General features: G+C 71.8%; 24 protein-coding genes. 9 read left to right on the top strand and 15 right to left on the bottom strand.

The features are described from left to right. The first annotated feature begins 54 nt into the window (after positions 1-54). Entirely contained in the window at positions 55-885 is an 831-nt protein-coding gene (locus tag QSK10_RS17810; protein ID WP_285663958.1) for an NUDIX domain-containing protein, read from the top strand. A gap of 43 nt (positions 886-928) precedes the next feature. After that, positions 929-1,732, top strand: a complete 804-nt coding sequence (locus QSK10_RS17805) for a class I SAM-dependent methyltransferase (RefSeq protein WP_285663957.1) — start codon at positions 929-931, stop codon at positions 1,730-1,732. Here QSK10_RS17805 and QSK10_RS17800 read toward each other — a convergent pair. The 6 genes from QSK10_RS17800 to QSK10_RS17775 all read right to left on the bottom strand — a co-directional run bounded on the left by QSK10_RS17800 (position 1,698) and on the right by QSK10_RS17775 (position 6,701). Continuing rightward, entirely contained in the window at positions 1,698-2,888 is a 1,191-nt protein-coding gene (locus QSK10_RS17800) for an RNA polymerase sigma factor (RefSeq protein WP_285663956.1), read from the bottom strand. The two genes, QSK10_RS17805 and QSK10_RS17800, sit on opposite strands and share 35 nt — an antisense overlap. Beyond that, the gene (locus QSK10_RS17795; RefSeq protein ID WP_285663955.1) at positions 2,885-3,253 is read right to left on the bottom strand and encodes a YciI family protein; all 369 of its coding nucleotides are present in this window, start codon (positions 3,251-3,253) and stop codon (positions 2,885-2,887) included. The genes QSK10_RS17800 and QSK10_RS17795 overlap by 4 nt, the downstream gene beginning before the upstream one ends. 64 nt (positions 3,254-3,317) lie before the next feature. After that, entirely contained in the window at positions 3,318-4,160 is an 843-nt protein-coding gene (locus tag QSK10_RS17790; RefSeq protein WP_349497692.1) for an aldo/keto reductase, read from the bottom strand. Further along, complete coding sequence (locus tag QSK10_RS17785) at positions 4,157-4,972, bottom strand: aldo/keto reductase (RefSeq protein WP_285663954.1); 816 nt, start codon at positions 4,970-4,972, stop codon at positions 4,157-4,159. Before QSK10_RS17785 ends, QSK10_RS17790 begins: the two co-directional genes overlap by 4 nt. After that, positions 4,969-5,643 (bottom strand): MBL fold metallo-hydrolase, encoded by a 675-nt coding sequence (locus tag QSK10_RS17780; protein WP_285663953.1) that lies wholly within the window; start codon positions 5,641-5,643, stop codon positions 4,969-4,971. Before QSK10_RS17780 ends, QSK10_RS17785 begins: the two co-directional genes overlap by 4 nt. A 17-nt stretch (positions 5,644-5,660) precedes the next feature. Further along, a complete protein-coding gene (locus tag QSK10_RS17775) occupies positions 5,661-6,701 on the bottom strand; it encodes a S66 peptidase family protein (protein ID WP_285663952.1) in 1,041 nt (346 codons plus the stop codon). 64 nt (positions 6,702-6,765) lie between these two features. Here QSK10_RS17775 and QSK10_RS17770 point away from each other — a divergent pair, with 64 nt between their 5' ends. Together QSK10_RS17770 and QSK10_RS17765 are read left to right on the top strand one after the other, a co-directional pair. Next, positions 6,766-7,512 carry a class I SAM-dependent methyltransferase gene (locus QSK10_RS17770; protein WP_285663951.1) on the top strand — a complete coding sequence of 249 codons (747 nt, stop codon included), beginning with the start codon at positions 6,766-6,768 and terminating at the stop codon, positions 7,510-7,512. 73 nt (positions 7,513-7,585) lie between these two features. Then, the gene (locus tag QSK10_RS17765) at positions 7,586-8,326 is read left to right on the top strand and encodes a metallophosphoesterase family protein (RefSeq protein ID WP_285663950.1); all 741 of its coding nucleotides are present in this window, start codon (positions 7,586-7,588) and stop codon (positions 8,324-8,326) included. Here QSK10_RS17765 and QSK10_RS17760 read toward each other — a convergent pair. The 3 genes from QSK10_RS17760 to QSK10_RS17750 are packed head-to-tail and all read right to left on the bottom strand — an operon-like array spanning position 8,323 to position 10,153. After that, positions 8,323-8,991 carry a GOLPH3/VPS74 family protein gene (locus QSK10_RS17760; protein WP_285663949.1) on the bottom strand — a complete coding sequence of 223 codons (669 nt, stop codon included), beginning with the start codon at positions 8,989-8,991 and terminating at the stop codon, positions 8,323-8,325. The genes QSK10_RS17765 and QSK10_RS17760 overlap by 4 nt on opposite strands. 13 nt (positions 8,992-9,004) lie before the next feature. Further along, positions 9,005-9,508, bottom strand: a complete 504-nt coding sequence (locus QSK10_RS17755) for a P-loop nucleotide/nucleoside kinase family protein (RefSeq protein ID WP_285664470.1) — start codon at positions 9,506-9,508, stop codon at positions 9,005-9,007. Between the two features lie 30 nt (positions 9,509-9,538). Next, the gene (locus QSK10_RS17750; RefSeq protein ID WP_285663948.1) at positions 9,539-10,153 is read right to left on the bottom strand and encodes a superoxide dismutase; all 615 of its coding nucleotides are present in this window, start codon (positions 10,151-10,153) and stop codon (positions 9,539-9,541) included. Positions 10,154-10,261: 108 nt separating this feature from the next. On the opposite strand from QSK10_RS17750, the gene QSK10_RS17745 reads away from it, so the two are divergent. After that, on the top strand, positions 10,262-10,786 hold the full coding sequence (locus tag QSK10_RS17745) for a histidine phosphatase family protein (protein WP_285663947.1): 525 nt from the start codon (positions 10,262-10,264) through the stop codon (positions 10,784-10,786). Here the strand turns inward: QSK10_RS17745 and QSK10_RS17740 are convergent. Continuing rightward, positions 10,746-11,186, bottom strand: a complete 441-nt coding sequence (locus tag QSK10_RS17740) for an HIT family protein (protein ID WP_285663946.1) — start codon at positions 11,184-11,186, stop codon at positions 10,746-10,748. The genes QSK10_RS17745 and QSK10_RS17740 overlap by 41 nt on opposite strands. Positions 11,187-11,260: 74 nt before the next feature. Here QSK10_RS17740 and QSK10_RS17735 point away from each other — a divergent pair, with 74 nt between their 5' ends. Continuing rightward, a complete protein-coding gene (locus QSK10_RS17735) occupies positions 11,261-12,475 on the top strand; it encodes a low temperature requirement protein A (RefSeq protein ID WP_285663945.1) in 1,215 nt (404 codons plus the stop codon). On the opposite strand, the gene QSK10_RS17730 is transcribed toward QSK10_RS17735, so the two are convergent. Then, positions 12,383-12,949, bottom strand: coding sequence for a MarR family winged helix-turn-helix transcriptional regulator (locus QSK10_RS17730; protein WP_349497691.1), 567 nt, complete (start codon positions 12,947-12,949; stop codon positions 12,383-12,385). The genes QSK10_RS17735 and QSK10_RS17730 overlap by 93 nt on opposite strands. A 73-nt stretch (positions 12,950-13,022) precedes the next feature. Here QSK10_RS17730 and QSK10_RS17725 point away from each other — a divergent pair, with 73 nt between their 5' ends. Beyond that, the gene (locus tag QSK10_RS17725) at positions 13,023-13,787 is read left to right on the top strand and encodes a dioxygenase family protein (protein WP_285663944.1); all 765 of its coding nucleotides are present in this window, start codon (positions 13,023-13,025) and stop codon (positions 13,785-13,787) included. On the opposite strand, the gene QSK10_RS17720 is transcribed toward QSK10_RS17725, so the two are convergent. From QSK10_RS17720 to QSK10_RS17705, 4 genes are all read right to left on the bottom strand, one after another. Next, positions 13,735-14,145, bottom strand: coding sequence for a DUF5360 family protein (locus QSK10_RS17720; protein ID WP_285663943.1), 411 nt, complete (start codon positions 14,143-14,145; stop codon positions 13,735-13,737). The genes QSK10_RS17725 and QSK10_RS17720 overlap by 53 nt on opposite strands. Next, positions 14,138-14,467, bottom strand: coding sequence for a DMT family transporter (locus QSK10_RS17715; RefSeq protein WP_285663942.1), 330 nt, complete (start codon positions 14,465-14,467; stop codon positions 14,138-14,140). Before QSK10_RS17715 ends, QSK10_RS17720 begins: the two co-directional genes overlap by 8 nt. Continuing rightward, entirely contained in the window at positions 14,467-15,000 is a 534-nt protein-coding gene (locus QSK10_RS17710) for a TetR/AcrR family transcriptional regulator (RefSeq protein WP_285663941.1), read from the bottom strand. The genes QSK10_RS17715 and QSK10_RS17710 overlap by 1 nt, the downstream gene beginning before the upstream one ends. Before the next feature lie 85 nt (positions 15,001-15,085). Beyond that, positions 15,086-16,540 (bottom strand): FAD-dependent monooxygenase, encoded by a 1,455-nt coding sequence (locus tag QSK10_RS17705; RefSeq protein WP_285663940.1) that lies wholly within the window; start codon positions 16,538-16,540, stop codon positions 15,086-15,088. Positions 16,541-17,406: 866 nt separating this feature from the next. Here QSK10_RS17705 and QSK10_RS17700 point away from each other — a divergent pair. Then, entirely contained in the window at positions 17,407-18,393 is a 987-nt protein-coding gene (locus tag QSK10_RS17700; protein WP_285663939.1) for a tyrosine-type recombinase/integrase, read from the top strand. 10 nt (positions 18,394-18,403) lie between these two features. After that, entirely contained in the window at positions 18,404-19,756 is a 1,353-nt protein-coding gene (locus QSK10_RS17695) for a serine hydrolase domain-containing protein (RefSeq protein WP_285663938.1), read from the top strand. Positions 19,757-19,775: the final 19 nt, after the last annotated feature.

Below are 19,775 nucleotides of genomic sequence, written 5' to 3'. Positions count from 1 at the left end.
TCGTTCTTTGGCTGAGATCTTGGCGAACGCGGTCGCGCGGTTACCCTTGGCCGCGTGACTGCGACCCTCGACACCACCTGGGACGGCCTGCCGATCGCCCCCGACGACCCGCGCGGCTCCACGATCGTGGTCCGCCGCCGGGCCGGGGACGACTTCGAGTACCTGCTGCTGCACCGCGCCCAAAAGGGCCCCGACTACGCCGGGGCCTGGGCGTGGACGCCACCGGCGGGTGCCCGCCAGCCCGAGGAGGCGGTCTATCCCGCCGCGCTGCGGGAACTGGAGGAGGAGGCCGGCATCACCGGCGCGGTCCTGCACCCGGTGGACCTGTCGGAGGGCTGGGCGAGGTTCATGGCCGAGGTCCCCGAAGGCACCCCGGTGATCCTCCACGACGTCGAGCACGACGCCCACCAGTGGGTGAGCGCCCAGCGCGCCGGGCGGCTGTGCCGTCCCAGCGTGGTGGCCCGCCAGATCCCGGTCGCCGACACCATCCCGGCGGTGGCGATCACCTTCGCCGCGCCCGGCGGCGGCGAGGACCTGGCCACCTGGCGCGAGCACCGCTCGCTGCCCGACACCGGTCCCCTCACCGCCGACGATCACGTGCTGCTGATCGACGGTGTGCCCTGCGGCTACGCCCGCCACACCCTCATCGGCGAGGCCGTGGAGCTGGAGTGCCTCATCGGCGACCCCGAGTGGTCGTGGCGGGGGCTGGGCCCGGTGGCGATCTGGGCCTACATCCGCCAGGTGCTGCTGGTGGCCCACCCCGGCGCGGCGTGGTTCACCGCCCGCCCCGGCGGTGACGTGGCCGCCCGCCGGGCGCTGGCCAAGGCCGGTTTCGCCGCCGACGGTGAGGTCTTCGCGCTGCCCCGCGCGCACTGGTTCGGTTAAAACGCCTCGCGGGCCCGCCACGGGCCCGAGCAGGATGTCGGGCATGAGCGAGAGCATCGACGGCAATGTCCTGGACTACTACGAACGCGGCGGGGAATCCGACCGCCTGACCCGCAGCGCGCACGGGCGCCTGGAGTTCGAGCGCACCCGGGCGATCCTGTCCAGCCTGCTGGGCCGGCGGCCGCAGCGGATCCTGGACGTCGGGGGCGGCATGGGCGTCCACGCGCGGTGGCTGGCCGAAGACGGCCACGACGTCACCGTCATCGACCCCGTCCCCTCGCACGTGGCCGCCGCCGCGCGGCTGCCGGGTGTCACCGCCGTCCTCGGTGACGCCCGCCGCCTGGAGGCCCCGCTCGGCTCGGCCGACGCGGTGCTGCTGTTCGGGCCGCTCTACCACCTGATGTCGCACCAGGACCGCGTCACCGCCATCCGCGAGGCCGCCCGCGTCACGCGCCCCGGCGGGCTGATCGCCGCGGCGACCATCTCGCGTTACGCCGCCTGGCTGGACGCCGCCCGCCGCGCCAGTTTCGGCGACGACACCGAGGACGCCGTGCTGCGCCTGGTCGCCCAGACCGGCGTCATCGACCCCCACCGCTTCGGCTCGCCCAACTTCACCACCGCCTACACCCACCTGCCCGGCGAGGCCGACGCCGAGTTCACCCACGCGGGCCTGGCCGCGCCGGCGACCGTGGCCGTCGAAGGCGGCGCGTGGCTGGTGGGGGACCTGGGCGCCATCCTGGACGACCCGGTGGCGCGGGAGCGGATGATGGCCGGGCTCAGGGCCATGGAACGCGAGCCGACGCTGCTGGGCGTCAGCTCCCACCTGCTGACCTACGCGCGGCGTTGAGCGCGCGGCGCGTCAGCAGCCACGCCCGCTGGTGCTCCTCACCCGACAGCTCCAGCGCCGCGGCGTAGAGGACGTCGGCGGCGGCGAGCTCGCCCAGGCGGGCGGTGAGCTCGGCGCGCACCGCCGGAAGCATCGCCTGCCCGGGCAGCTCCAGGCCCTCCAGCAGGCCCAGGCCCGCCGCCGGGCCGCTCGCCTCGGCCACGGCCACCGCCCGGTTGAGGCGCACCATCGCCGAGCCGGTGATCTCCTCCAGGCGCGCGTAAAGCGCGGCGATCAGGTCCCAGTCGGTGTCGTGGGCCCTGGCGGCGGTGGCGTGGGCGGCGGCGATGCGCGCCTCCAGGGCGTAGCGGCCCATCCCGGCCCGCTCCAGCAGCCCCAGCGCCTCCTCGATCTCACCGGTATGCCAGCGGGTGCGGTCCTGGTCGGGCAGCAGCACCTCGCCGCCACCGGCGCGGCGGGCGTCACGGCGGGCGTCACGGCGGGCGTGCTGCAGCATCACCAGCGCCAGCAGCGCCGCCGTCTCCGGTTCGCCCGGCATGAGCTCGCGCACCAGCCGCGCCAGGCGCACGCCCTCGGTGGCCAGCGCGGTGTCGCCACCGGGCCGGTACCCCTCGGTGAAGACCAGGTACACCACGTGCAGGACGCCGGCCAGCCGCTCGGGCAGCTGCGGGCCTTCCGGGACGCGGTAGCCGATACCGGCCTCGGTGATCTTGCGGCGGGCGCGGGTCAGGCGCTGCGCCATGGTCGCCTCGCCCACCAGGAACAGCCGCGCCACCGTGCGCGTGGGCAGCCCGGTGACATAGCGCAGGGTCAGCCCGATGCGCACCGGCAGCGCCAGCGCCGGATGGCAGCAGGTGAACATCAGCCGCAGCCGGTCATCGGCGATGCCCACCGGCCCCGCCTGCGGCTCGCCTTCGGCCAGTAGCGGCAGCTTGCGGGCGGCGACCCCGGCCCGGCGCAACCGGTCCAGGGCCGCGCGCCTGGCCACCGTCCGCAGCCACCCGGCCGGATTGCCCGGCGGCTGCTCCGGCCAGTGCTCGCACGCCCGCGCATAGGCCTCACCCAGGGCCTCCTCGGCGGTGTCGAGACCGAACTCGGCGGCCAGCGAGGCCAGCAGCCTCGTCCAGTGCTCGCGGTAGGCGTCCTCGACGTTCACCCCGCGATCGGCCGGACTTCCACGATGTGGGCCGGGAGCGCCTTGGCGTAGTCCAGAGCCTCGTCCAGGCCCGCGGCCTCCACCAGGTAGTACCCGCCCAGCTGCTCGGCGGTCTCGGCGTAGGGCCCGTCGGTCAGGACGAACCCGCCGGGGGTGGCGCGCACGGTGGTGGCCGAGGCGGCCGGGGCCAGCTCCTCACCGCCGATCATGGCGCCGCGTTCGGCGAGCATCCGCCCGAAGGCCTCATGGGCGGCATAGGCCTGCTCGCGGGTGGCCTCATCGGCCTCGGCCCAGGTCTGGTCGGCGGCGTAGATCATCAGCAGGTACTTCACGGCTTCGCGTCCCTTCCCGATGCGGGGTGTCATGGTGGTGACGCGCAGGCCCGGCCGGTATCGACACCGGCCGGGCCATGAAATTCTCTTGGCGTCCCTATCCGAAGGTGTCGGGGTCGGGGCCCATGCGGTGCCCGGCCTCCAGGCCGGTGATGGCGGCGACCTCGGCCTCGGAGAGGGCGAAGTCGAACACGCCGAAGTTCTCCACGATCCGCGAGGGCGTCACCGACTTCGGGATCACCACCGCCCCGATCTGCAGGTGCCAGCGGATCACCACCTGCGCCACGGTCTTGCCGTGCGCCGAGGCGATGCCGTCCAGGACCGGGTCCTGCAGCAGCGCGCCGCCCTGCCCCAGCGGGCTCCACGACTCGGTGGCGATGCCGTGGGCGGCGTGGTACTGGCGCAGCTCGGCCTGGTTGAAGTCGGGGTGCAGCTCGATCTGGTTGAGCGCCGGGACCGTGCCGGTCTCGGCGGCCAGGCGCTCCAGGTGCGGGATGTGGAAGTTGGAGACCCCGATGGCGCGGGCGCGCCCGTCGGCGGCGATGCGCTCCAGGCCCTTCCAAGCGTCCACGTACAGGTCCTTGGCCGGGACCGGCCAGTGGATCAGGTACAGGTCGACGTAGTCGGTGCCCAGCTTCTCCAGGGACTCCTCAAAGGCCCGCTCCACCGACGCCTGGTCGGAGTTCCACAGCTTCGTGGTCAGGAAAATGTCCCCGCGCGGCACGCCCGAGGCCGCGATCGCGCGCCCCACACCCGTCTCGTTGCGGTAGACGGCGGCGGTGTCGACGCTGCGGTAACCCGCCTCCAGCGCCGCGGCCACCGCCGAGCGCGCCTCGTCGTCACTGGCCTGCCACACGCCCAGACCCAGCCGGGGCATCGCCACGCCGTTGTTCAAAGCGACGGTGGTCTCCACGATCGTCTCGCCTCCTGTCGGTGTCACCGTGATGCTTCCATGAGTTCCATCGTGTCGGGGTCGGGTCCGCCGCGTTCGCCCCGGTCCAGGGCGTCGATGGCGGCCACCTGCGCATCCGACAGGCGCAGGTCGAGGGCGGCGATGCCCGCCGCCAGCCGCTCGGGCTTGCCCGATTTGGTGATCGGGCGCGTCCCGCGCGCCAGATGCCACGCCAGCACCACCTGCGCCGGGCTCGCCCCGATCTCCCCGGCGATACCGGTGATCACCGGGTCGTCCAGGCCGCGTCCTTTGTTCAGCGCGCTCCACGCCTGCGTCTGGATGCCGTGGGCGGCGTGGAAGGCCCGCAACGGCACCTGCCCCAGAAACGGGTGCGCCTCGACCTGGTTGACCAGCGGATACACCCCCGTCTCGGCGAACAGCCGCTCCAGATGCGGGATCTGGAAGTTCGACACCCCGATGTGGTCCACCAGCCCCTCCTCCCGCAACCGCAGCAGCGCCCGCCACGACTCGGCGTACAGGTCACGCGAGGCCACCGGCCAGTGGATCAGGTACAGGTCCACCCGCTCCAGGCCCAGCTCCCTCATCGAGGTCCCGAAATCGGCCAGGACCGCCTCGTACCCGTGATGGTCGTTCCACACCTTCGTGGTCACCCACACGTCCTCACGCGGCAGCCCCGAGGCGCGCACCGCCGCCCCCACCCCGGCCTCGTTGCCGTAACGCGCGGCGGTGTCCACCCACCGGTACCCCGCCTCGAAACCCGCCGCCAGCACCCTGGCCAGCTCATCGCCGTGCAGCTGGGAGGTCCCCAGCCCGATCCGCGGCATCTCGGAAAACCTCACGCCAGCGCCTCCAGATCCCTCATCTGCGCGGCGACGAACGCCGCGTCCACGACCGCGCCGTGCCCGGGAACCACCGGGCCGGTCATCTCCGGCAGCAACCTGCCCAGCGCGGCCACCCAGCCGCGCACATCGGCGTCACCGGTCTGCGGCGGCGCGCCCTCCTCCACGATGTCGCCGCATATCACCACGCCCTCACAGGCCACGACCACGTCACCGGGGGAGTGGGCGTGCCCCACCGGCCACACCCTGGCCACCACACCACCCAGATCCAGCTCCACCACCCCCTCCACCAAACGGTTCGGCGGCAGCGGCACCAGAGCGGGCAGCTCGGCGGCCATCACCGCGTCCAGATGCCCATAGGAGGCCACGATCCGCTCCCGCAGCTCCGTGGTGTCACCCGACAGCCGCTGCGCCACCCCCGGCCCCGCCCAGAACTCCTCCACCCCCAGCACCTCGGCGATCACCCCGTTACCGAAGCAGTGATCGAAATGCGCGTGGGTGTTGACCACCCGCACCGGCAGCGACGTCACCGCACGCACCCCATCGGCCAGCTCACGCGCCTGCGAAGGCCCCGACAAGGTGTCCACCAGCAACGCACCGGCATCACCCACCACCAGCGACAGATTCACATCCAGCACCGGATACCGCCACACCCACACCCGGTCGCTCACCGGTGCGAACCCACCGGTCAGTACCACACCGTCACCGCCCGCTCCACACCATCGACACGCACCCGCCCACCATAGGGCAGCACCTGCTGCGGATCGGTGTGCCCGATATGGACCCCGCACACCACCGGAACACCCGGGCGGTACTCCGCAAGTGTGGCCAGCACCGCCGCCACCTGACCAGCCCAGAACTCTTCTCGCTCGCCCACCGGCAGCCGCCGGTCGAACGACCACGACTTGGCCCGGCCCAGCACCACCGCCCCGAAACGGGCCAGCAGACCGCGCTCGCCCATGTTGCGCAGCATCCGGTGGACCTGCCCGGCGCCGGGCATCTCCTCGCTGGTCTCCAGGAACAGCACCCCGCCCTGCGGGAAGGACTCCACCGGCGCGACCCGGTCGGCGGCCATGATCCAGTCCAGGACCTCCAGGCAGCCGCCCCACGCCGGTCCCTCCACCGCCACCTCCGGGCCGTGCCACGTCCACGGCGCCGAAGCCCGCATCAGCGGCTCGGCGCTGAAGGTGCCCGCGTCGGCCCAGTCGCGGCCCTCGTCACCGAAGACCCCCGGATCCTGAAGCCGGAAGGGCCCGCCGGTGAACATCGCCGCGCGCAGCGAGGCCGCCGATAGCGGATTCATCGCCACCGGCCGCCCGAACTCCACCATCACCGATCCGCCGTGGAAGCCCACCACACCGCAGCGGTGCAGGAAGTTCAGCAGGTTGGTGTTGTCGCTGTAGCCGAAGAACCGCTTGGGATTGGCGGCGAACACCACCGGATCCAGGTGCCCGATCACCCGCACCTGATCATCGCCGCCGATACTGGCCACCACCGCCGCGATCGAATCGTCACCGAAGGCGGCGTGCAGGTCATCGGCCCGCTCCCTGGGCGTGGACCCCATCCGCCTGGTCGAGGGGTACTCCACCGGCTCCAGCCCCCACGCCCGCATCCGCTCCAAACCCAGCTCGAAGGGCAACGGCAGAATCCCGGGCAGGCCCGCACCGGCCGACACCACCGCCACCCTGTCACCGGGCCGCAGCAACGGCGGGTACACCAAGTCGCTCATGATCACCGACCTTAGACACGCACGGGGCGGCGTGCCACACCAATCGGCGTGCACAATGGTCGGCGTGCTGGACTACGACACCGAAGCCGGACGCTACGACGCCACCCGCGGCGGCGAAGCCCGCGCCCTGGCCGCCGCCACCGCCCTCGACGCCCTCCTGCCCGCCACCGGCGTCATCGCCGACATCGGCGGCGGCACCGGCATCGTCTCCCGGCACCTGGCCACCCCCACCCGCACCGTCATCGTCGCCGACGCCTCCACCGGCATGCTCACCCTGGCCGCGCGGCGACTCCCCGGACGCGCCGTGCGCGCCGACGCCACCCGCCTGCCCTTCGCCGACGCCTCCCTGCACGCCGTCACCTGCATCTGGCTACTGCACCTGCTCCCACCCCACCTCACCGACGCCGTCATCACCGAAGCCGCCCGCGTCCTGGCCCCCGGCGGGATCCTGGCCGCCACCATCGGCAAGAACAACGCCCACCAGGGCGGCGACGACACCGACGCCATCCTCCACCGCGTCCACCAGCAAGGCGGCGCCCCCCACATCCCCTCCGACGACCCCGAACGCCTCGCCCAGGTCACCGCCACCCGCGGCCTCACCCCCCAGGCCACCACCACCTTCACCGGCCACGGCCAGGGACGCACCCCCAACAACCTCGCCTACGACCTGGCCGACGGCCGCCACCTCACCTGGCTACCCCACCTCACCCAGACCGACCTCGACGCCGCACTCGCCGACCTGGCCGCCCTGCCCGGACCCGACGTGCCCCGCACCGACCCGGTCTACACCCTGGCCTCCTGGCGCAGGTGAGCACACCGTCACCTGTTCGCCCTCGGCGAAGACCCTGGCCCCACCGCACCCATCCCCGCCAGGCTCATACGGCATGAGCATCGCGGTGATATCCGACGTCCACGGCGTCGCACCCGCCCTGGAGGCGGTCCTGTCCCAGCCCGAGGTCGCCACGGCCGAGGTGATCGTCTGCTGCGGCGACGTGGCCGCCGGCCCCCAGCCCACCCAGGTCCTGGACCGCCTGGCCGCACTCGGCGACCGCGTACGGTACGTGTCCGGCAACGCCGACCGCGAAATGGCCGACTGGCACCCGGGCACCACCGCCGCATACCCCGACGAGGTCACCCCCTGGGCCGCCTCGGTCATCAGCGCCGAACACCGCGCCTGGATGGCCTCCTGGCCACACGACCTGACCCTGACCGTCGACGGGCTCGGCGAGGTCTACTTCTGCCACGCCACCCCACGCCGCGACGACGAGGTCATCGTCGTCGACTCCCGCCCAGACCTGTGGACCCAGATCCAGCGGCAACTGCCCGCCACGGTGTCCACCATGGTCATCGGCAACACCCACATGCCCTTCGCACGCCTGGCCGGCAACCGCATGATCGTCAACCCCGGCTCCGTCGGCATGCCCTACGGCCCACCCGGCGCCTACTGGGCACTCCTGGGACCCGGGATCCAACTGCGCCGCACACCCCTGGACGCCGACACCGTCTGCGCCCAGGTCGCCACCTCACCCTTCCCCGGCGCGACACGCTTCGCCGAGGAATACCTGCGCGGCGCCTACAGCGACTTCGACGCCCTGGCCGTCTTCGGCCCCCGCGACGGCCGCTAACCCCCGCTGGTGGCCGCGGTACTGGCCGCCACCGACGCCGTCACCGCCGCGATCACCGCCATCTGCGTGGCCGCGATCGCCTCCCTGGTGGCCTCACCGGCCCACCCCGCCTCCGCCAGGCCCTTGACCACCCGCCGCGCCTCCCACGACGACAACCCCGGCAGCGCACGCCTCTCCAGGCTCGTGGCCCGAATCAGCCCCGCCAAAGCCGCCGTCCGCGCGTCCCCGGCCACACCATTGCCCGCCGCCCGCTCCAGCCGCGCCCGCGCCTCACCCTCACCACGCCCATCGGCGAGAGGGTAATACCGGTACGGGAACAACCCGAAGACCTTGTGGACCTCCTCGCGCAACACACCCTCACCCACCAGCCGCTCCCGCACCCGCGGCAGCAACTTCCGGGAGAACGTGTTGACCCACGAACGAGCCGTACGCGGCTTGTCGGCACCCACCCGCGCCAGCGCCTCATCGGCGAACTCATCCCCAATGGAGGCCGCACTCACCACATGGACCTTCTTGCGCCCATCAACCCGCAACCGCTCACTCAACGCCAGCTCCAGCAACAGCGAACCGGCCAGCCCCAACTCCAGGCCCGTCGCACGATTACGCCCGGTGTCATCGTCATAGGCGATCAGCAGAAGTTCATCGGCCAGCCGAAGAGTACGCATCCCCCAAGGGTAATCACCCCCGCGCGAACGCCAGAACCTCCGCATAACCAGGGTCGTACCCGTCACTACTGTCGACCACCATCGACGGCACACCCAGATCCATCATCGCGTAGGCGTCCCAATCGATCCCACCCACACGCATCGCATCCACATGCGCCCCATGCCGCACCCTGGCCGCATACCGCGCACCGGCCACCTCCACCGGCACCGCACAATGCACCACCACCGCATCGGTGACCGCCACCAACGGCGCCAGCGCACCGGCGAACCGCGCCTGAAACGCCTGCTCCAGCACGAAACCCGCACCCGCCGCCGCCAACCGCGCCGCCACCGCGTACTGCACCCGCACCGAGGCCAAACCCACCCTGCGCGAATCCTCCAAGGAGGCCACCCCGACCACGTCGGCGATGACCTCCTTCACCTCGTCCTTGGCCAGCAACACCAAACCGGCGTCCTGCGCCAGCCGCGCCGCCAAAGTCGACTTACCCGAACCCGGGACACCCGAGACCACGACCATTCTCGTCACCCCGGCACCCTAGCCCGGGCCCTACGGCAGAACCAGACCCACCTTCGCCGCCGCATACCGCGACTGCACGTCACCCCAGTTCACCAGATCCCACAACTTGGTCACATAATCGGGACGCACATTGCGGTACTGCAGGTAGTAGGCGTGCTCCCACGCGTCGAACACCAGCAACGGCACCGAACCGGTACCCACGTTCCCGTGATGGTCATAAACCTGCTCCACGATCAGCCGCCGACCCAGCGGCTCCCAGGCCAGCACACCCCAGCCCGAACCCTGCACCGCCGTGGTCGCCGCCGTCAGATGCGCCCGGAACGCCTCGAAGGAACCGAAGAACTCATCGATCGCCTCACCCAGCTCACCCTCGGGGCGCTCGCCGCCCTCGGGGGAGAGGTTCTTCCAGAACAGCGAGTGCAGGACGTGCCCGGAGACGTGGAAGGCGAGGGTCTTCTCCTGGCCGACGATGGCGGAGTAGTCGCCCTTGTCGCGCGACTCCGCGATCTGCTCCAGGGTGTCGTTGGCGCCCTTGACGTAGGCGGCGTGGTGCTTGGCGTGGTGCAGTTCCAGGATCTCCCCGGACATCGCCGGCTCCAGCGCGGCGTAGTCGTAGGCGAGATCGGGAAGCGTGTAGACGCCCATGGCGTTCCTTCTTTCCACAGGGATTCGGAGAACATCGCAACCCTATGGCTATTGCAGAATCCTTGCAATAAGGCGCGCCTGTGACACACGTCCACTAGCCTTCCGGGAATGCCGATCACCCTCGTGCGCCACGCGATGCCCGTCGTGGACCCCTCCGTGCCCGCCCACACCTGGGGACTGTCCGAACAGGGCCGCCACGCCGCCGCGGGCCTGCGCCTGCCACCCGGCCCCTGCCACCACACCGCCAGCGCCGAACCCAAGGCCGCCCAGACCATCCACGCCACCCGCCCGCACGCCACCGTCCACATCGACCCCGCCTTCGGCGAGATCCTGCGCCCCCACGACCCCACCCTCACCGGCGAACAACACCGCGCCCAGGCCGCGGCCTACCTATCCGGCACCGACCACCCCGGCTGGGAGACACGCGCCCAGGCCATCACCCGCTTCGACGACGCCGTCCACCGCCACGCCACCCACCCCGGCCACCTCATCATCGCCACCCACGGCATGGTCATGACCCTGTGGCTGACCACCGTCCTGGACCTGCCCGACCCCGTCGCCTACTGGCGCGCCCTGGCCTTCCCCGACACCGTCACCCTCCAAACGCCCCACCGGCGGCCAGCAGCCAGCTGATCCGCGGCCGCAACCGCGCCGCCAGATCCCGCGACGCCCCCACGTCCACCACACCCGGCTCGGCCGCCACCCCCGCACCCGGCACCACGTTCCAATGCGCGTGACGGCACCCCTCACCACCCTCCACCGCCGACACCCGCAACCCCACCGCGTCCACATACTCACCCAGCGCCCGCCCCGTCGCGTACACCACTCGCTGCAACGCCGCGTACTCGCTCATCGAAAACCCCGCCAGCAACCGCTCCCGGTGCATCGCCGGAGCCACCAGCACATGCCCGAACGCCCACGGGAACCGGCTCAAGAACACCACGCACACCGCGTCGCGATAGGCCACCGGATGCGCGAAGGCCGGATCATTCGACACCAGCCCGCAGATGAAACACGCCTCAACCTCGTCCATGCCGCCGAATTCAATCGCATCCCCGCCACCGCCCCTATCCTGACCTTGCAGCAGACCACGCGAAAGGGACACCGATGGCCGACACCACCCGCCCCGGACGCGCCTGGATCATCCAGATGAGCCTGCGCGACCACGGCGAGGGACACCGCGTCGCCACACCCCTGGAACTGCTGTTCGACCTGTCCTTCGTCGTCGCCGTCGCCCAGGCCGCCCTGCAACTCGAACACGGGCTCGCCGAAGGGCACACCTGGCAGGGCATCGGCACCTACCTCATGATCTTCGCCGCCATCTGGTGGGCCTGGATGAACTTCACCTGGTTCGCCAACGCCTTCGACACCGACGACGTCCCCTACCGCCTGCTGACCCTCCTGCAGATCGCCGGATCCCTCGGCCTGGCCGCCGGCATCCCCGCCATGGCCCACATGGACTTCACCGTCGGCGTCATCTCCTACGTGGTCATGCGCATCGCCTACGTCCTGCAATGGGCCCGCGCCCGCGGCCACGCCCAAGGCCGCATGCGCGCCGTGGCCACCCGCATGATCATCAGCGTCACCCTCGTCCAGCTCGGCTGGGTCGCCTACCTCGCGGTACCCCACGACCTCCAGATACCGCTGTTCATCGCCCTGTTCGCCCTCGACGTACTCTGCCCCGCCATCTCCGGGTGGGACATCCGCCTGGGCGGCCACCGCCACCACATCGCCGAACGCTACGGCCTGTTCACCATCATCGTCCTGGGCGAATCCATCACCGCCGCCACCATCGCCATCTCCAACGGCGTCGACAAGGGCGGCCCCCTGGCCGACCTGCTCGTCCTCGCCGCCGGCGGCCTCCTCATCGTCTTCGCCATCTGGTGGCTCTACTTCGACTACCAGGGCACCGGCGCCGTCGGCCGCGACTGGTGGCGCCAGTTCCTATGGGGCTACGGCCACTACTTCATCTTCGCCGCCGTGGCCGCCGTCGGCGCCGGACTGGCCCTGGCCGCCGGGCAACTCACCGGCCATGCCACCGAAGATGCGGGCGGACTCCCCGCCTGGGGCCTGGCCCTGGCCATCGCCGTCCCCGTCGCGGTCTTCCTGGGCATGAGCGCGCTGTTCGACACCGTCGCCGAAGGCAACTGCGACACCCGCCGCCTGGTCTCCACCCTCATCACCGCCGCGGCCGTCCTGGCCGCCTGCGCCCTGGCGCCCGCGATCGGCCTACCGTGGACGATCGTGGTCATCGGTACCCTCATGGCCCTGCTCACCGCCGGCGAGGTCATCGCCGCCCACCGCCGCCACGCGCTCACCTGACCACCGCCGCGCCGGGGCGTCCAGGTCGTCCAGGCCGCCCAGCACCGTCCGGAAGATCAGCCCCAGCTGCTCGCCCTGCTCGGGGGTGAGCCGGTCGAACAGCAGGTTCCGCACCGCCTCGACGTGCCCGGGCGCGGCGGCCACCACCTTGGCCACGCCCTCCTCGGTCAGCATCGCCATCGTGGTGCGCTTGTCGCTGCGGTGCCGCTCCCGGCGCACCAGGCCCGCCTCCTCCAGCCGGGCCACCGCGTGCGACAGCCGCGAAGCCGAGCCGCGCACGGTCTGGGCGAGCTCGCTCATCGTCAGTGTGCGCCCCGGTGCCTCCGACAGCGCCGAGAGGATCATGTAATAGGCGTGGGGGAGGCCCTCGTCGCGCTGCAACTGCCGGTCGAGGGCCTCCATCAGCAGCCGCGAACCCCACATGAACGCCCGCCAGGAGCGCTGCTCGTCCTCGTCCAGCCACCGCGTCGTCATGTCACCAGCCTAGGAACACTTGAACTCTCAAGCAACCGGGGATATGGTTGAAACCTCAAGCTAGGAGCCCGCCATGACCCGCACCCCCGCCATCTACCTCTCCCACGGCGCGCCACCCCTGGCCGACGACGCCCTGTGGACCCGCCAGCTCGCCGCGTGGTCGGCCGGCCTGGAGCGGCCCGAGGCGATCCTGGTGGTCTCGGCGCACTGGGAGAACGACCCCCTCACCATCGGCGCCACCCGGACCGTCCCGCTCGTCTACGACTTCTGGGGCTTCCCGCAGCACTACTACGACGTCACCTACCCCGCGCCCGGGGCACCCGGCCTGGCCGCCGACGTGGCCAGGCTCCTCCCCGGCGTCCACCACGATCCCGGCCGCGGCCTCGACCACGGCGCCTACGTCCCCCTCAAGGAGATGTTCCCCGAGGCCGACATCCCCGTCCTGCAGATGTCGATGCCCACCCTCGACCCCGCCGAGCTCTACGGCGTCGGCAAGACCCTGGCCCCACTGCGCGACCAGGGCGTCCTCATCGTCGGCTCCGGCTTCACCACCCACAACCTGCGCGGCATCGACCCGGGCCTGGGCACCGACGAGGCCCCCGCCTGGTCCAGGGAGTTCGACCACTGGACCCAGGAGGCCGTCACCGCACGCGACGTCGACGCCCTCCTGGACTTCCAGCGCAAGGCCCCCGCCGCGCACATCGCCCACCCCCGCACCGAGCACTACGCCCCGCTGTTCGTGGCCCTCGGCGCCGCCGAGGAGGACGACGCCGCGGGCCACGCCGTCATCGACGGCTACTGGTACGGGCTGGCCAAGCGCTCCTTCCAGTTCGGCTGAACAGCACCCACACCCCGAACACCGGGAACAGCGCCAGCCACAGGTTCGGCGCCCACCAGCCGGGGGAGTAGTCCCCGCGCAGCGCCCAGAAGTTCAGCGCCGACAGCCCGGCGGCGTGCGTCAGCGCCAGCGAGACCAGCATCAGCGACCGCCCGGCCGGATTTCCCCGCCGGGCCAGCCACAGCGCCGTCAGGCCCGTGGCGCTGACCATCAGGTCCAGCCCCAGAAACGACCAGTTCCAGTCGGCCATGACCCCGTCGCGGTAGGCGGTGAACACCCCCAGCGCCGAGGCCGTCCAGTAGGCCAGCAGGCCCACGTCGGTGCCCAGCATCAGCCGCTTCACCCAGCGCTCACCCATGCCCGGCCGCCCCCGAGGACACCAGCACGACCACGCCCGCCACGATCAGCGCCATGCCCGCCGCCGCGGTCCAGTTCAGCCGCTCGGAGAACAGCCACCAGGCCGCCACCGCGACCCCCGCGGTGCCGACCCCCGACCAGATCGCGTACACCACGCCCACGTTCAGGCTCCGCAACGCGATCCCGATCAGGGTGAACGACACCCCGTAACCCACCAGGACCGCCGCGAGGAGCATCGGGCGGAACCCGCCGGCCAGGGCCCGCAGCGACAACGTCGCCGCCACCTCGCCGACCACCGCCACCGCCAGCAGCACCCAGGGCATCAGACCTCCCCGATCCGCAGCAGCCGCGCCCGCAGCGCCCGGTGCAGCTCGGGGTCCGGCGGCGCCAGGTCCACCAGCCGCGCCAGCCACCACCCGTCCACCGCCATCCGCGCCAGCGTCGCCTCCACCGGATCGATCCCGTCGCGCACCAGCCGCTCCTGCCACCGCCGGTAGACCTCCCGCAACGGCGCCAGCGCCTCGGGATCGACCAGCGCGGCGGCGAACAGCGCCGCGGTCACCTTGTCGGCCTCGCTCCCGGCGCCCTCGGCCTCCGGGGAGATCGTGGCCTCGATGTAGGTGCGCGTCGCCGCGCCGGGGGAGTCCCCGGCACCTCGCAGCGCCCGGTCGAAACGCCCCACCAGGCGCTCGACCATCCCGCCCACCAGGGCCTGCTTACTGGAGAAGTGATAGAGAAGGCCGCCCTTGCTGACCCCCGCCTCCCGCGCCACCGCGTCGAGGGTGAGAGCCCCCGCGCCTTCGACCAGAAGGACGCGGGTGGCGGCGTCCAGCAACCGCTCACGTGTCTCGGACATGAGCATCACTGTACCGTCCAGACGGTACAGTCGCCAGTCCGGAAAGAACCCCGGGCGACCGGGTGCGGCCGCCCGGGGAACCGGCTCAGCCCCTCGGCTCACCGAACCAGCGCGCCAGCCCCGCCTCCAGACCCCGCTGATCATCACCGGCCCACGCGACATGACCATCGGGACGCAGCAGAACCCCCGCCACGTCCACCGCCACCGAAGCATCGGCCACCCGATCGACCCGATCGGCCCAGCCCCCCACACTCAACCGCTCCGAACGATCCAGCAGCAGCCCACGACCCCCGCGCATCACGTCGTACAAACGACCGCCCCTCACCGCGACATCGCGCATCCGCCGCCCCACCAGATCCGGGCCCTCCCCGAAGTCGTACCGCACGCCGATCGCGGTGATCTTCTCGATCAGGTACCGGTTGACCACCTCGAAGTCCATCAACTCACCCAGCAGCCCCCGCAACGCCCGCGCACCCGCCCCCGGCGACATCAACTCCGCCTGCGCACGCGTGTTGTCCAGCACCTCCCCGGCCACCGGACGGCGCTCGTCCTCATAGGAGTCCAGCAGCGCCTCCGGCGCCCAGCCGCGCACCCGCCCCGCCAGCTTCCACCCGAGGTTGACCGCGTCCTGCACCCCCAGATTGAGCCCCTGCCCGCCGATCGGCGGATGGATGTGCGCCGCGTCCCCGGCCAGCAGCACCCGATCGACCCGGTAACGCCCGGCCAGCCGGGTGGCGTCCCCGAAACGCGACAGCCACCTGGGGGAGTGCACACCGAAATCGGTTCCGGTGATCTCCCGCAGCCGCCGCCGGAAATCCTCCAGCACCGGCGGCTCACCGCCGACCGTCTCGGCCGGGACCACGACACTGTAGACGCCCACACCCACCGGCCTGACCCAGAAGCGCCGGTCACTCCGGCCGAACGCGGCCATCGCCGCCGCGATCTCCTCCTGCGGGACACCCACTTCCATCTCGCCCATCAGGGTGTCATTGCGCGAGGGCTCCCCGGGGAAGCCGACGCCCAGAAGCTTGCGGACCGTACTGCGCGCGCCATCGCAGCCGACGAGATAACGCGAGCGCAGGCGCGTGGCGTCGTCCAGCGTGACGGTGACGCCTTCGCCGTCCTGCTCGAACGCCTCGACGGCGTGGCCGCGCCGGACGGTCGCGCCCAGCTCCACCGCGTGGCGTTCGAGGAGATCGACGATCACCGGCTGGGGGACACCCAGCAGATAGGCGTAGTCGGAGTCGAGTTCCGGCGCGGGCTTGTCGATCGCGGCGAAGAAACCGCCCGCCGGGCGGCGCCGCCCGTGCCCGGCGACGGCGTCCAGCAGCCCGCGCATCGCCAGCAGCTCGATGCTGCGCACGTGCAGGGCGACGATGCGGGCGAAGGAGACCGGCTCGGTGTCCTTGTCCAGGACCAGGACGGACACCTCGTGCAGGCGCAGCTCGGCGGCCAGCATCGCGCCGGCCGGACCGCACCCGGCGATGATCACATCGGCGTCGTAGACCGACGGGCCGGTGGTGACCTGTGGAGAGTTCATCGGTGTTGCCTTTCGGGAGGGCCTTCACATCCAGGCGGCTCCCGGCGACACCTACGTCGATCGCCCGACCGTGACCGGCAAGGGGGAGCACCCACGTACTGCGTTCATGGGTCTCACCTCCCGGGGCGGGGTCGCGGTCCATTGCAAGCTATCGCACCCGCGCTACCCCGGGGAAGGGGGCCCAACTTTACAGAACTACATAATGTTGATTATCAAGCGCAAATTGAGCGGGGCCGAGAGGGGCCGGAAGAGGCCCCGACAGCCTCGAAGACCGTGCACACAGGACACCTCCGACGCCCACCGGCACGACGTCGCCCGGCGTGCGCTCGCCATGGCGAGCGCACGGGCCCGGGGATCTCCAGGACGCCTTGGCATCGACCTTGGGCGAAGGCGTTACGCGTTCTGGCCGGCCTGTACGCCCTCGCCGGCGTTCGCACCCGACATAAGGCACGGGCACGGCGTGCGGGCCGGTACCCCGGACTACCGGCCCCGCACATCGTGCTTGACATAAATCCCGCGCGGACGGTCCGCGGGCCACCGTGGACGATCGCCCGGCGCGCTCGCGACCCGAGCGGCGGCGTGTCCGGCCCGAGCCGGTCGCTCGCCACGTCCCGCGCCCCGGAGATCGCGCTTCCACACCCCCGGTGTCACCGCACGGGCACTCACCTCCCCTGGCCGGTCCCCGTACCCCCGGCCCGGCCGGGACCGTCCTGTCGCACCTCCGCCGTAGCGTCCACCCCACCTCCCGAAAACCCTTGCAAATTCCGCATAACTACACTTATATGGAAAAATCACCCAAACGACCACGTATCGCAGAACATGAAAACCAGGGGAGACCCCCACCTCTCCCCCACCCGGAGGTCCCGATGCGCTACCCCACCGCCGTCGACGCGTTCTTCCTCTCCCGCGCTCCCCGCAAGGACTCCCCCCACACCACCGCCGCCTACCACCGCGATCTGGCCGTCATCTCCGCCGCGGCCGCCCGCGACCTGGGCCTCTCCCCCGCCGAGCTGGACTGCGCCGCCCTGTCCCCCGTGGTCCTGCGCCGCGCCTTCGCCGAGTACGCCGCCACGCGCGCCAAGTCCTCCATCGCCCGCGCCTGGTCGACGTGGAACACCTTCTTCGCCTTCTGCGTCGGCGACGGCATCGTCGACGGCAACCCGATGTCGGGTGTGGCGCGCCCGAAGGTGCCCGACCGCTCTCCCAAGCCCCTGCGGGGTGAGGACGCCGCCGAGCGGCTCCTCGCGGCGATCGCCGCCGGGGCCCGCAAGGCCCGCAATCCCTGGCCCGAGCGCGATCTGGCGGTGGTGGCCACGCTGCTGCTGACCGGCCTGCGCACCGCCGAGCTGCTGGCCCTGTCCTACGGTGATCTGGCCGGGGCCACCGGTGAGCAGCGCCTGGTGGTGCGCGGCGGCAAGGGCGACGCCGACCGGGTGGTGCCCGTCGACGTCCCGCTGGAGCTGGTGCTGGGCGAGTACCTGGACACCCGGCGCGGGCGGCTGCCGGGCGAGCGTGATCCGCTCCCCCGGCGCTCGCCGCTGTGGGTGAGCCACACCGGTGAGGCGCTGTCGCGCAACCAGTTGCAGTACCTGGTGCGGGAGTCCTACCGGTGCGCCGGTATCGACGACCGGGTGGAGCGGGGTGCGCTGGTGCACGCGCTGCGGCACACCTTCGCCACGCGCCTGGGGCAGTCGGGGGCCTCGGCGACCGAGATCATGGAGCTGCTGGGGCACCGGAGCCTGGCGGCCTCGCAGGGGTACATCAAGGCCACCGCGCGGGAGCTGCGGGAGGCCGCCCGGGCCAATCCGACCTACGGGTTCGTGGGCCGTCTGGTGCGCCGGGAGCCGGGGTAGGGTGTGCCGCATGTCGCAGAACGGTGTCCTCGATTCCACCGCCCGCAAGCTGTCGCATCGCCTGGCGCTGGCCCAGTCGAAGGGCCGCATCCCGTCGATCGTGGCCGGTGTGGTGCGCTCGGGTGAGCTGGTGTGGTCTGCGGGCAGGGGCCGGGTGGAGGGGGCGGCGCCGGACGTCGACACCCAGTACCGGATCGGCTCGCTGACCAAGTCGCTGGTGGCCGTGGCGGTGATGCGGTTGCGGGACGAGGGCCTGCTGGACCTGTCGGACCGGCTGGAGGCGTTCGTGCCGGGGACCGCGGTGGGCGACCGGACGGTGGGGCAGCTGCTGTCGCATTCGGGTGGCCTGCCGGCGGAGCTGCCGGGTTCGTGGTGGGAGCGTTCGCCGGGGGTGGATTCCGCCGAGCTGGTGCGGTTGATGGGCGACGGGGTCGCGGTGTCGTGGCCGGGTAAGGGCTTCCACTACTCCAACCCGGGTTTCGCGTTGCTGGGCGAGCTGGTGTCGCGGGTGCGGGGTGAGGAGTGGACGCGGGTGCTGGCGCGGGAGGTGCTGGAGCCGCTGGGCATGAAGCGCACGACGGCGCTGCCGGAGGGGCGGGCGGCCACGGGCCTGGCGGTGCATCCGTGGATGGACGTGGTGATGCCCGAGGCGGTGCAGGACACCGGGGCGATGGGGCCGGCGGGTCAGCTGTGGTCGACGGTGGCCGACCTGGCGCGGTTCGCGTCGTTCCTGTCGGGTGACACCGGGGGTGTGCTGAGCGCGGACACGGTGCTGGAGATGGCCGAGCCGGTGGGGGTGTCCGATGGGGACGAGTGGGTCTCCGGCTATGGGCTGGGCCTGCAGTTGTGGCGGGCGGAGGGGCGCCGGGTGATCGGTCACAGCGGGTCGATGCCGGGGTTCCTGGCGGGGATCCTGGTGGCGCCGGGAGCCGACGCGGGGGTGGTGGGGCTGAGCAACGTGACGTCCTCGCCGGACGGGTTCGCGTTCCCGGATCTGCTGCGGATCTTCGTGGACGCCGAGCCGGTGTTCCCGCAGGAGTGGCTGCCCGAGGAGGGCGCGGATCTGTCGCTGCTGGAGCTGGCCGGTCCCTGGTACTGGGGTCCGGGGGCGTTCGTGATCCGGGTGCGGCGGGAGGGCTGGCTGGAGCTGGCGCCGATCTCGCGGGGCCGCGGTTCGCGGTTCCGGCCGCTGGGTGACGGCTCGTGGCTGGGCCTGGACGGCTACTACGCGGGCGAGCGCCTGGTGGTGGTGCGTGATGCGGTGGGTGGTGTGTCGCATCTGGATGTGGGGACGTTCGTTTTCACGCGGGTGCCGTATGAGGGTGATGGTGTGCCGGGTGGGGTTGTGGGGGGTTGGCGGTAGTTGGGTGTTGTGGGCGGCC

This window comes from Actinorhabdospora filicis, from assembly GCF_030269765.1.
GTDB lineage: Bacteria > Actinomycetota > Actinomycetes > Mycobacteriales > Micromonosporaceae > Actinorhabdospora > Actinorhabdospora filicis.
Note: the sequence above shows the minus strand (reverse complement) of the source record. Positions and strands in the feature narration are given on the sequence as shown.